Origin of the sequence: Corallococcus sp. CA041A (genome assembly GCF_003612075.1) — a bacterium.
In the GTDB taxonomy this organism is placed as follows: Bacteria; Myxococcota; Myxococcia; order Myxococcales; family Myxococcaceae; genus Corallococcus; species Corallococcus exiguus.
This window is the reverse complement of sequence record NZ_RAWF01000049.1, coordinates 31,037-41,939: the sequence shown is the minus strand read 5'-3', so window position 1 is coordinate 41,939 and position 10,903 is coordinate 31,037. Positions and strand designations below refer to the sequence as shown.

General features: G+C 70.6%; 12 protein-coding genes. 2 read left to right on the top strand and 10 right to left on the bottom strand.

Annotated features, from left to right (window positions below):
- A partial coding sequence (locus tag D7V77_RS11490; protein WP_147452043.1) for a transposase occupies nt 1–115 on the top strand: 115 nt, incomplete at its 5' end.
- 9 nt (nt 116–124) lie between these two features.
- On the opposite strand, the gene D7V77_RS11485 is transcribed toward D7V77_RS11490, so the two are convergent.
- From D7V77_RS11485 to D7V77_RS11440, 10 genes are all read right to left on the bottom strand, one after another.
- Complete coding sequence (locus tag D7V77_RS11485; protein WP_120576313.1) at nt 125–574, bottom strand: DUF1634 domain-containing protein; 450 nt, start codon at nt 572–574, stop codon at nt 125–127.
- Nucleotides 571–1,434: a sulfite exporter TauE/SafE family protein gene (locus D7V77_RS11480; RefSeq protein WP_120576312.1), complete on the bottom strand. Its 864-nt coding sequence runs from the start codon at nt 1,432–1,434 to the stop codon at nt 571–573. The genes D7V77_RS11485 and D7V77_RS11480 overlap by 4 nt, the downstream gene beginning before the upstream one ends.
- Before the next feature lie 96 nt (nt 1,435–1,530).
- Complete coding sequence (locus D7V77_RS11475) at nt 1,531–1,743, bottom strand: hypothetical protein (protein ID WP_233596813.1); 213 nt, start codon at nt 1,741–1,743, stop codon at nt 1,531–1,533.
- Nucleotides 1,744–1,785: 42 nt separating this feature from the next.
- A complete protein-coding gene (locus D7V77_RS11470) occupies nt 1,786–3,552 on the bottom strand; it encodes a chloride channel protein (protein WP_120576310.1) in 1,767 nt (588 codons plus the stop codon).
- A 241-nt stretch (nt 3,553–3,793) separates the two neighbouring features.
- Nucleotides 3,794–5,401: a S1C family serine protease gene (locus tag D7V77_RS11465; protein ID WP_120576309.1), complete on the bottom strand. Its 1,608-nt coding sequence runs from the start codon at nt 5,399–5,401 to the stop codon at nt 3,794–3,796.
- Between the two features lie 180 nt (nt 5,402–5,581).
- Nucleotides 5,582–6,532 (bottom strand): metallophosphoesterase, encoded by a 951-nt coding sequence (locus tag D7V77_RS11460; RefSeq protein ID WP_120576308.1) that lies wholly within the window; start codon nt 6,530–6,532, stop codon nt 5,582–5,584.
- 13 nt (nt 6,533–6,545) lie between these two features.
- Nucleotides 6,546–7,907 carry a cell wall metabolism sensor histidine kinase WalK gene (locus D7V77_RS11455; RefSeq protein WP_120576307.1) on the bottom strand — a complete coding sequence of 454 codons (1,362 nt, stop codon included), beginning with the start codon at nt 7,905–7,907 and terminating at the stop codon, nt 6,546–6,548.
- Nucleotides 7,908–7,914: 7 nt separating this feature from the next.
- Complete coding sequence (locus D7V77_RS11450; protein WP_120576306.1) at nt 7,915–8,595, bottom strand: winged helix-turn-helix domain-containing protein; 681 nt, start codon at nt 8,593–8,595, stop codon at nt 7,915–7,917.
- A 128-nt stretch (nt 8,596–8,723) separates the two neighbouring features.
- On the bottom strand, nt 8,724–9,212 hold the full coding sequence (locus D7V77_RS11445) for a hypothetical protein (RefSeq protein ID WP_120576305.1): 489 nt from the start codon (nt 9,210–9,212) through the stop codon (nt 8,724–8,726).
- Nucleotides 9,209–10,138 (bottom strand): hypothetical protein, encoded by a 930-nt coding sequence (locus D7V77_RS11440; protein WP_120576304.1) that lies wholly within the window; start codon nt 10,136–10,138, stop codon nt 9,209–9,211. Before D7V77_RS11440 ends, D7V77_RS11445 begins: the two co-directional genes overlap by 4 nt.
- 128 nt (nt 10,139–10,266) lie before the next feature.
- Here D7V77_RS11440 and D7V77_RS11435 point away from each other — a divergent pair, with 128 nt between their 5' ends.
- Complete coding sequence (locus D7V77_RS11435; RefSeq protein WP_120576303.1) at nt 10,267–10,866, top strand: DUF177 domain-containing protein; 600 nt, start codon at nt 10,267–10,269, stop codon at nt 10,864–10,866.
- Nucleotides 10,867–10,903 lie beyond the last annotated feature (37 nt).

Genomic DNA, 10,903 nt, shown 5'->3' with positions numbered 1-10,903 from the left:
GCGGTTCTTCCATGGCCTCAAGCGCTTCCGCCGCCTCGCGACTCGATATGAGAAGACAGCCCGCAACTACCTTGCCCTCATCCACCTCGCCTGCACTCGGATGTGGCTCAATTAGGGACACCCCCTACTCCACACCGCCCAGCAGGAAGGCGAGCAGGAGCAGCGCGAGCACGCCGGTGGTGATGGCGGCGAAGGCGCGGTCCTTCTGCGCGCGGAAGATGCCCAGGGACAGGGCCACGCGCAGCACGGGCACGGTGATCATCACCAGGAGCCCGGCCATCACGAAGGACTGGCCGCGCACGGCCATGACGCCCTCGAAGACGTCCGTCAGTTGGTGCGGCGCGTCGTCCGGCGAGGTGAGGCGCTGGAGCGCGTCCGGGGACGAGAAGTAGTCCGGGTGCCGGAAGAAGGTCATCACCATGCCGCACGCGACGAGCGACAGGCTGAGCAGCACGCCGCCGCGCAACAGCTGGCTGATGAGCAGCTCCGGCGTGAGCGGCACCACCTCGTCCTGCGCGACGGCGGTGGTGGTGGTCTCCGGAGGAGACGGAGGTTCGCCGGTGACCGAGCTCATCCGTGGATTCCCTTGGACAGCATCTCGTACGACACCCACAGCAGGACGGCCACGAAGAGCCTGCGCAGGGAGCCGCTCTTGAGCTTCGTGAGGTAGCGCGAGCCCGCGAACGCGCCCAGCGTGACGCCCACGCAGACGGGGCCGGCGATGAACGGGTCGATGTCGCCTCGCGCGAAGTAGATGCCCGCGCTGGCCGCCGCCGTGACGCCAATCATGAAGTTGCTGGTGGCGGTGGAGACCTTGATGGGCAGCCCCATGGCCAGGTCCATGGCCGGCACCTTCAGCGCGCCGGAGCCGATGCCCAGGAGCCCGCTCACCGTGCCCGCGACGTACATGAGCCCCAGGCCCACGAGCGGACGGTGCACGCGGTACGCCACCTCGCCGCCGGTGGACACGTCGTAGTAGCTGCCGTGCAGCGCGAGCCGGTCCGCGAGGGCATCCGGCGGCGGCTCTTCGCGGGGTCTGCCGTCCTCGCGCAGCTTGCGCAGCATCGCGAGCGCCGAATAGGCCATCACCGCGCCGAAGAGGAAGTACAGCGCGCGCCCGCTCACCACGCCCGCGAGCATCGCGCCCGTGACGGCGCCCGCCACGGTGGCCAGCTCCAGGAACATGGCCACGCGCATGTTGGCCAGCCCGTCGCGCACGTACGCCGCCGCCGCGCCGCTGGACGTGGCGATGACGGACACGATGGAGGCTCCCACCGCGTAGCGGATGTCCACCTTGAGCACGAGCGTGAGGACGGGGATGAGGATGAGGCCACCGCCCAGGCCCAGCAGCGAACCCATCAGGCCCGCTCCAATGGAGATGCACAGCACGATGGCGACGAAGTTGAACGGAGTGGCGTCCAAGACGGTGGCCATCTTCCTCCTGGCCCTCCTGCATGCAAGCGCTTCACGCGCAGCCCGTCTGGTTGCCCGCCCTGGACCGCCCCCCAAGGGTGAGGGGACGGTGGTCCTTCAACGTTGCCGGGGCGCGTTGGACGGCTTCGTGTCGTGTGCCGGCGGCGTGTCCGGGGGCTGCGGTATCTGCCAACCCTGGAAGAGCGGCCAGCCCCGGTAGGGATTGCCCCGGGTGGGTTCTTCCGTGGGTTCCGTTGGCTCCAGGCGCTGACCGGGGTGCGGTGGCGTGCGCAGCAGCACCCACGCCAGCACGACGCACAGCAAGCTCATGGCGACGATGCTCCACGCACGCGTGCGGGGCTCCAGCTCCATCTAGAAGCGCCCCCGCTTGAGCAGGTCGCCCTTGGAGAGCGAACCCAGCAGGTGCCTGCGTCCATCCACCACGGGCAGCCGGTCCAACTCCGTGTGGCCGAACCGCGCGGCCACCTCCGCCAGGGACAGGTCCGGGGTGATGGGCTGCACACCGGTGTCCATCACGTCCGCGGCCACGGTGGCCTGGAGCAGCGAGTGGTCCGGCAGGTGGCCCTTGAGCGCGTCCAGGGTGATGACGCCCAACAGGCGCCCCTCCGCGTCGGTGACGTAGAGGTCCGCGCCCGCGGGCTGCTCCAGGAGCAGCACCACCACCTCGTCGAAGGGCGCGGAGGGAGGCACCCGCTGCGTGGCCGGTGACAGGAGCGAGCGCACGCCTTCCTCCCGCAGCCAGTGCGGCACGGAGGCGGGCACGCGCACGTCGCGCTTCGCGAGCACGGACGTGTAGAGCGACTCCGGCTCCAGCCGGCGGCTGACGACGGCGGCCACCACCGCGGCGAGCATCAGCGGGAGGATGAGGTCGTAGTCGCCGGTCATCTCGAAGATCATCAGCACCGCGGACACGGACGCATGCGTGGTGCCCGCGAGCACCGCGCCCATGCCGAGCAGCGCGTAGGCCCCGCTGGGCGCCGCCCCGCCCGGAAGCGCCCGCTCCACCATCATCCCGAACGCGCCGCCCAGGAGCGCGCCGAAGAAGAGGGACGGGGTGAAGAGACCGCCCGGCACCCCCGCGCCCGCGCACAGAGACGTCACCGCCAGCTTCGCCAGGGGCAGGATGAGCAGCAGCGTGAGGGGCAGCGTCCCGTGCAGCGCCATGTTCACGGAGTCGTAGCCGTTGCCCATGAGGTACGGCCCCGCGATGGCGGTGGCGCCCACCACCGTCATCGCGACCAGCGGCATGAACGGGGTGAGCCACGAGGGCAGCTTGTCCAGCAGGTCGGACGTGAAGTTGATGCCGCGCACGTAGAGCGCGGAGGCCCCGCCCACGAGCACGCCCAGGATGAGCGCGAGCAGCAGTTCGCGCGGATGGGTGAGGGCGTAGTGGGGGATGACGTAGCTGGGATGGTCCGCGATGAGGGTGCGCGACACGAGCGTCGCCACCACGCACGACACGACGATGGGGCCGAAGAGCTCCAGCGCGAAGCTGCCCAGCAGCACCTCCAGGCCGAAGAGGGCAGCGCCGATGGGGACGTTGTACGCGGACGCGATGCCCGCCGAAGCGCCGCACGCCACCAGCACGCGCGCCTGGCCCGGCCCCAGCTTCAGCCATCCGGACATCGCGGAGCCACTGGCCGCGCCGGTCTGGAGGAGCGCGCCTTCGCGGCCGAGCGGCGCCCCCAGCGCCACCGCGAGGATGGACACGAAGCCGCGTAGCAGTGCGCGGGGGAAAGGCAGCCGGCCGGACTTCACCCAGATGGATTCGATGATGCCCGCGGTGCCGTGGCCTCGCAGGGGCTGGCCCACCACCAGCGACACCAGCGTCACCAGCGCGCCGCCCAGCACCGGCACCAGGAACCGGCGCCAGCCCGGCGACGCGAGCGCCCCCTCCAGGAAGTGCTCGGAGTTGGTCTGCCAGAACAGGTGCTGGGTGAAGCGCAGCACGGCGAGCAGCGCCACCGCACCCAGGCCGGAGATGAGGCCCACGCCCACCACCAGCACCCAGAAGCGCCGCTCCTGTCCCAACAGGCCCCGGAGGATCCGCCGCAGCCAGGGCGAGGGTGCCCCCGTCCTCAGGTCGGGATGTACGGCTCCGGATGCGGGTTCGGGCATGGCCTCCACACCTGTCCAATGTACGGAGGAGGGAAGGGCCTTCCCGGGACCGCACGGTATTTCCCGGAGGCTTCCGCCTGGCCGCCTGTCCTCCGGACGGACTGCCGGTCCGACGGAGTCCTGGCCACGTCCCGCTGCGTGCTTTTCGCGGGCTGTCGCGTTCCGGACGGGTGACCGGGCCGCCGGAGTCCTTGCCGCGCAGCGCTGCATGCCTCGCGCGGGCTGTCGCGTTCCGGATGGACTACTTGCCCGACGGAGTCCTGGCTCCCTTTCCCTGCGTGCTCTTCGCGGGTTGGCGAGCACCGGAGTCCCGAGGCGGGGCGCCCGTGGAGGGCTGGCCTTCCGGTTCACCCGTGAGGCCCAGGTGGATGCCGGGCGGCGGAGGGTTCTTCAGCACGGACTCCGTCCGCGTCGCGGGCTCGGTGATGTCCGGCGCGAAGCGGTCCGCCAGCTCCGCGGCGGCGTCGCTCATCTCGCGGTGCGCGACGATGGTGCGCTCCAGCGTCTTGCCCAGCCGGGCCGACGTGTCGAAGGTCTGCCGGGATTCGTCCGAGCCCGGCAGCGAGTCCTGGTACGAGAACGCGAGCGTCGCGTCCCGGCGCAGCGCATCCAGCAGCCGGGCCAGCTGCTGCTGCAGCTCCGCGTCCTGCTCCGCACGAGGGCGCTCCAGCAGGCCCCGCTCGCCGCCGAACCAGACGCGCCCCACCTTCCCGAAGCCCTCGTCCGCGGAGGCCAGGGGCACGTCCTCCATCACGAGCAGCGGGTGCACGCGGCGCGGGAAGTCCTGTTCATACAGCGCGAAGAGCAGGGTGCCGTCCGCGCGAGGGAACACCGCCGCGGTGCGCGAGCCGAAGGGGAAGAAGGGCGTGGCGGACACCTCCGCGCGCTTCGCCACGCGGGCCCGGGCCAGCGCGTCCAACGGCGTCGTGTCCTCCATGGCGCGCTTGGGCGTGCGGCGCAGGTTGTTCATCAGGTCGCGCGCCTGGTCGATGCCCACCACCACGTTGAGCGCGCTGCCTCGCGAATAGCCCGCGTGGTAGACGCCCACCAGCTCGAACTCGCCCGTCTTGCAGGAGATGGCGAGCACGGGCGACCCCGAGTTTCCCTGCGACAGGAGCGCGTCGATGACGAAGTCGTCGTGGTACCACTCCTTGTACTCGTCGCGGTCGTAGGCGGAGATGACCTTGCCCATGTTGGTGGCGTTGAAGACGCCCAGTGGGAAGCCGCGCACGTCCACCACGTCGCGCTCGCGCACGGCGGCGCTCCGGCCCACCTTCCACGGCATCACCGTCAGGGGCGTCTTGGACTTGATGACGGCCAGGTCCAGCTGCGGATCCACCACCGCCTTGGACAACGGAACGTCGTCGCGGTCGTAGTGGTCCGCCTCGTTCTCCACGATGCTCAGGCCGTCCTTCACGCGCTTGCAGCCGGAAGGCACGCCGTCCACCGGGCGCGCGTCGCTGGTGACGTCCGGCCACTCCACGACGTGCTCGTTGGTGAGCAGCAGCGTCTCCCCGGCCTGCTGCTTGTAAGCGAACGCGGTGCCGTGCGCGGACACCGGCGTGCGCGTGCGGCGCACGTTGCCCTCCGCTCCGTAGGACAGGCACTCGTACACGGCGGTGCTGCGCACGCAGTACGTGTACTTCTTCTTCATCGCCTGCTCGAAGGCCCGCGCCTTGGGGGACAGAGCGGCGTAGCTGTCCGCGTATTCGCCTTCGCAGTATGGCGCGGGCGGTGGTGACTCCTCCGCGGGCGCCTCCGTGGGCGGCGGAGTCGTAGAGGGCGCCTCTGCTCCGGCAGCGGTCAGGGACACCGCTACCACCGACAGTCCGACCATCCACCCGACCATGGCCCCTCCCGCGTTGTCGTCGCCTCAGGTGTTGCTAAGGCCCGGCGCGCCCGAGTGCATCTGTGCGTGCGGGAGGCCAAGCGGATTTCGGGCTGCGAAAAGCCCGCTGTCCGTCAGAAGTGACGGCGCGCCTGTCCATTCCCGGACGGGCCGTCCTGACGCACACGGTGGGCGTGGGCCTCACCCGTCCAGGTCGTTGAGCGCGTCGGGCGGAAGCGGTGATGCGCCCGTCACCGTGCCGTCCAGGTCCAGGGGCAGCGTGGACGGATCGACCTCTGGCGGAGGGTTGTTCTCGAAGGGCGCGGCGAGCACGGGGCGCGCACCTCCGGTCCCCGGGGGCGGACGCAGCACGGGCCCCGGAGGAGGCAGCCCCGAGTGCCGCCGCGCGGCCTCCATCAGGGCGTTGTGGTGGCGGTACCTTGCCTCCACGAGCTTGTGGATGAGCAGCGGCCCCCCGGGCACGCGGCGCGCGGTGAGGGCCTGGGTGGCCTTGCGCACCGGGTAGCGCACGCGGCGGATCTGCACGCGCCAGCCCTTGGGGGTGAAGGTGAAGACGCCGTAGGCAGGGCGCAGGTCGCCGTCGCGAGGAATCCCGGCGCTGGCCACGTCCGCGATGAGCATCCGGCCCACGCGCCGGCGGTAGGGGAAGTGCAGGTGCCCGAAGGCGCACGCGGCCGCGTCCAGGTGCGTGAAGAAGCGACGCACCGCGACGTCGTCCAGCGTGGGGTCCAGCGACTCCTCCAGGTTTCGGGGATTCGCGTGGCAGATGAACAGGTCCTGTCCCTTGCGCGGCGTGTAGCGCAGGGAGAAGGGCATCTGTCCCAGCTGGTGGAGCAGCGTGTCGCCCAGCTGGTCGCGCGTCCAGCGCAACAGCTCCGTCTTCCAGTGGTCGCGCTCGCGGTACGCGCCGCCCAGGTAGTTGCCGGCGAGGTACGCGTCCGTGTTGCCCATGATGAGGGCGTGGCACTTGCTGAAGAGCAGCTCCACCGTCTCGCGCGGGTGCGCGCCCCGCAGCGCCAGGTCTCCGGCCGCGACGATGTAATCCGGCGCCACCGATTTGGTGATGTCGTCCAGCACGGCCTCGCAGGCCGGAAGGTTCCCGTGAATGTCCGCGAGGATGGCGACCCGCATGGCCGCCCCCATCCTAGCCCGTCGCAGCCGTCGGGCCAGCCGCCGAGGGTAGAAAAATGACAAAGGTACTGCCCGCGTTCGGCTGGCTCTCCACCTTCACCTCGCCATCCATCGCGCCCATCAGATGCTTCACGATGGAAAGGCCCAGTCCCGTCCCCCCCATGTCCCGGCTGCGGCCCTTGTCCACCCGGTAGAATCGCTCGAAAATCCGGGAAAGATGCTTGGGCTCGATTCCCACGCCTGTGTCGCGCACGCGCACGACGCACCGGCCGCCCTCGTACGCCCCGTCCACGTCCACCCTGCCGCCCGCGGCCGTGTACTTCACCGCGTTGTCGAGCAGGTTGAGGAGCACCTGCTCGATGGCCCGCCCATCCCCCATCGCCACCAGCCCCGGCGGCACGTGCAACCCGATTTGCTGGTTCTTGCCCTCGGCCTTGGGGCGCACGCCTTCCGCGGCGCGGGAGACGGCCAGGGCCAGGGGGACCTCCGTGCGCTGGAAGGTCATCTCGCGCGCCTCCAGGCGGGAGAGCTCCAGCAGGTCCTCCACCAGCTCGGAGAGGCGCTCGGACTGGCGGTGGATGATCTCCACCATCTTCGGCGCCACCTGGGTGTCCTGGAGCGCGCCGCCCTGGAGCGTCTCCGCGTAGCCTCGGATGGCGGTGATGGGCGTGCGCAGCTCGTGGGAGACGTTGGCCACGAAGTCCTTGCGCACCTTCTCCAGCCGGCGCAGGTCCGTGACGTCGTGGAAGACGGCGGAGCTGCCGGGCAAATCCCGCCCCACGGGCGTCACGCGCACGGCCAGGGTGCGGGAGTAGAGCCCCTCGAGCGTCAGCTCCAGCCGCGTGGAGGCGCCTTCATGGCAGGCGCGGGCCACCGCGTCGTTGAGCGCCTCGTTGCGGATGAGCGCGAGCGGCCGCTGGCCCACGATGGCGCCGTGCGCGGGCAGGAGCATCTCCGCGAGCGCGTCGTTGTGGCGCACCACGGTGCCCTCGGCGTCCGTCACCCAGAGCCCCTCCGCCATGCCGTCCAGCACGGCGGTGAGGATGCGAGCCTCCTGGTTGAGCGCGGCGGCGCGCATGGACAGCTTGTCGTCCAGCGTGTCGATGGCGTCTTCCAGCTGCGCCAGGTCGTCCGTGCGCTCCAGGCCCGCGGGCGGTGCCACGTCCATGCCCGCCGCCAGCGACTGCGTCTTCTGGGTCAGCGCGCGAAGCTGTCGCTCCATGGCCACGCGGCTCGTCCCCAGGGCCAGCGCGGAGCCCGCCAGCGTGACGAGCCCCGCGGCGAGCGCGCCCGCCGGGTGCCCGAAGAGCACGAGCAGCGTCGAGACCAGCAGGGGAGGGACGAGCAGGGCCAGGAGCGTGAAGCGCAGGGGCATGGCGGCCTCACGGAGGGCTGAGCTTGTAGCCCACGCCGCGTACGGTCTCGATGATGTCGCCCGCGGGGCCCAGCTTCTCGCGCAGGCGCTTGATGTGCGTGTCCACGGTGCGCGTGTGGATTTCGGCCTGGATGCCCCAGACGTCGGACAGAAGCACCTCGCGCGTCTGCACGCGGTCGCTTCGCTCCAGGAGCGTGCGCAGCAGGCGGAACTCCAGCGCGGTGAGGATGACCTCCTCGCCCTTCACCCGCACCTGGTGGCGCGACGTGTCCAGGCTGATGTCGCCCGCGACCAGCTCCGCGGCGGGGCCTTCCTCCGCGTCCGCGCGGCGCAGCACGGCCTTCACGCGCAGCAGCAGCTCGCGCACGGAGAAGGGCTTCACCACGTAGTCGTCCGCGCCCAGCTCCAGTCCCTGGATGCGGTCCGCTTCCTGGCCCTTGGCGCTGACGATGACGACCGCGGCCTTCTTCAGCTCCGCGTCGCTCTTGAGCATGCGCAAGACTTCACCGCCCGCCACGTCCGGCAGCATCAGGTCCAACAGCACCAGGTCCGGAGGATGGGCCCGCGCCCGGGCGAGCCCCCCCGCGCCGGTGTTCGCCGTGTCCGTTTCGAAGCCCGCCGCGCGGAGGTTGTAGTCGACGAGTCCGGCCAGGTCCTGCTCGTCCTCGATGATGAGGATGCGCGCCATGAAGGTGCTCCCGCGAAGGGATGGAATGCGTGGCGTCCCGTAACAGATTCGTTCCGGCGCGCCCGGGACATCCATGTGACATCCATGCACCATGCCCGCTCTCCCACCAGGGGACCTGGGACCGGGCGTCAGCGCGGAAACACCGGGTCGCAGGACTGCGTGGTCAGCTCGATGGGCGCCGCCACCAGGGTCGCGTTGGTGCCGGAGTTCACCACGCGCAGGTAGTTGCAGGAGCTGCCCAGGAAGCGGGTGGGCGTGTCGGCCGTCAGCGCCTCGATGACGAGCGCGTAGTCGCGGCCCACCGGCACGTCCACGGAAAGCCCCATGGCCGCGCCGCCGGGAGCCGAGGGGAAGCGCAGCGTGCGCCCCGAGTTGCCGTCCGCGTCCTTCAACTCCAGCAGGTCGCTGGAGGACACCTGGGAGGACAGGCAGGTGCGCTGCAGCTCCGTGCAGTTGCGCTTCGTGCCGTCCTTCAACACGGCCACCTGGTACGCGCCCACCTGGCTGGCGACGGCGCGGCTCAAGGTGATGTCCAGGCCCAAGGGCAGGGCCTCCGAAGTGGCGTCCGGGCCGCAGCCGGCGAGCAGCGCCAGCATCAGCAGGGTGGGGCGTCTCATGGTGCTGCGTCCTCCACGCGGATGGTGATGGGCACCCGGCCGCGCTCCTCGGAGGAGGACAGGGCGACCACGCCGGCCGTGCCGCCAATGGCCACCGCGCCCACGGCCACCCAGAGCCAGGGGCTCTTGTACCAGGGGCGGCTCGTCCCTTCCGTCAGGGCCGCGGCGGGTGCGGCCTTCGACGCCACCTGGAAGAGGAGGGGGTGGAACGGATCCCCGCGTCCTGCGAGCCGGCGCTGCGCCGCGTCCACGACCTCGAAGTAGTACTCCACTTCATACGGCGTGGACTCCACCGGCAGCTCATACGCGGGCAGCACGGCGAGGTAGTGCTCGGCCCGGGCGCGGTCGCGCACGAAGTCCACCGACGAGAAGCCCTGCGCCCCGGCGCGCCGGTAGAACAGCCGGGCCCGCGCGCCCAGCGCCATGTCCCGGAGGACGGCGTCCACCTCCACGCGGTCTCCCGGCGCCGGGTCCGGGATGGGGTCCACCTCCAGGGTGACGGGGTGGACGCGGCGGTGGCGCAGGTCCTCCTTCAGCTTCGCGAAGAGGCCGCGGACCTTCGGCGGCGCGGAGCGGGGCAGCTCGAAGTCCGGCCGGGCCTGGAGCAGCTTCTCGTACGCCCCGCGCGCCAGGGCCTCGTCGCCCAGGTAGAGGGCGGTGAGCCCCTGCAGGCGGTAGAGCTCCACCAGCTCGTCGTCCGTGACGTCGGGCGCATCCAGCCCGCCCTGCACCACGCCCAGGGCCTCCTGGAAGCGGCCGGCCTCCAGGAGTTCCTTCGCGGAGTCGATGGCGGGGCTCGTGGGGCCCAGCTGGAAGAGGAGGGGAGACGGGGGCAGGGGCGCACGGGCCTGCGCTGGCAGGGCGAGCGTCAGCCCGAGCCCCCAGACACAGAGTGCGCCCCGCCAACCTCGGGCGGGGTTGCGCATCAGATGGAAAGCTAGCAGAGCGGTGTTGAGTGGATCCACGCGGCTCGGCTCGCGAGTCCAACCCGGCGTGTTGACTGAAGGGGGGAGTCCCTCTATGTTGCGCGCCCTTTTGCCGGGAAGCCTTGTAGATGGTCGTAAAGATTGAACAAATCAAAGAAGCAGGGCTGAAGCTCGACGAGCCCATCGCTCCTGGCCTCCTCAAGGAGGCCCTGGAGGGCCAGTCGTCCGGTGAGGGCACTGGCTTTCAGGCGACCGCTCCGTCCACGCTCCACGCCACCCTGCGCAAGCTCAGCGGCGGCGTGCTGCTGAACGGCAACTTCACCGTCCACCTGGGCGCGCCCTGCAAGCGCTGCCTCGCGGACGTGAAGCTGGACCTCCCCGTGTCCTTCATCATCAACCTGGTGCCGGAGTCCCTGGCCCGGGGAGACGACTTCAAGGACGACGACGAGAAGGTCATGGAGAAGAAGGAACGCACCCAGGGTGAATCCGGGGGCACCTTCGAACTGGACGGCACGGACGAGCAGGTTTTCGATGGGAAGACGATCGATCTGGATCCGATCCTCCGGGAACAGGTATTGCTCGCGCTCCCGATGAGCGCGGTCTGTCGGGAAGACTGCCAGGGGCTCTGCTCGCAGTGCGGCCAGAACCTCAATGAAAAGAAGTGCGGCTGCGAGCCGAAGGTCGTGGACCCTCGACTGTCGCCGCTGAAGAACATCAAGCTGAACTGACGGTCCCTATGCCCCTCGCAGGTCGCGAGGGGGGACG

What these genes read in the sequence shown, in the direction of transcription:
- D7V77_RS11485 (WP_120576313.1), bottom strand. Translation starts at nt 574, where the DNA reads ATGAGCTCGGTCACCGGCGAACCTCCGTCTCCTCCGGAGACCACCACC.
- D7V77_RS11480 (WP_120576312.1), bottom strand. Translation starts at nt 1,434, where the DNA reads ATGGCCACCGTCTTGGACGCCACTCCGTTCAACTTCGTCGCCATCGTG.
- D7V77_RS11475 (WP_233596813.1), bottom strand. Translation starts at nt 1,743, where the DNA reads ATGAGCTTGCTGTGCGTCGTGCTGGCGTGGGTGCTGCTGCGCACGCCA.
- D7V77_RS11470 (WP_120576310.1), bottom strand. Translation starts at nt 3,552, where the DNA reads ATGCCCGAACCCGCATCCGGAGCCGTACATCCCGACCTGAGGACGGGG.
- D7V77_RS11465 (WP_120576309.1), bottom strand. Translation starts at nt 5,401, where the DNA reads ATGGTCGGGTGGATGGTCGGACTGTCGGTGGTAGCGGTGTCCCTGACC.
- D7V77_RS11460 (WP_120576308.1), bottom strand. Translation starts at nt 6,532, where the DNA reads ATGCGGGTCGCCATCCTCGCGGACATTCACGGGAACCTTCCGGCCTGC.
- D7V77_RS11455 (WP_120576307.1), bottom strand. Translation starts at nt 7,907, where the DNA reads ATGCCCCTGCGCTTCACGCTCCTGGCCCTGCTCGTCCCTCCCCTGCTG.
- D7V77_RS11450 (WP_120576306.1), bottom strand. Translation starts at nt 8,595, where the DNA reads ATGGCGCGCATCCTCATCATCGAGGACGAGCAGGACCTGGCCGGACTC.
- D7V77_RS11445 (WP_120576305.1), bottom strand. Translation starts at nt 9,212, where the DNA reads ATGAGACGCCCCACCCTGCTGATGCTGGCGCTGCTCGCCGGCTGCGGC.
- D7V77_RS11440 (WP_120576304.1), bottom strand. Translation starts at nt 10,138, where the DNA reads ATGCGCAACCCCGCCCGAGGTTGGCGGGGCGCACTCTGTGTCTGGGGG.
- D7V77_RS11435 (WP_120576303.1), top strand. Translation starts at nt 10,267, where the DNA reads ATGGTCGTAAAGATTGAACAAATCAAAGAAGCAGGGCTGAAGCTCGAC.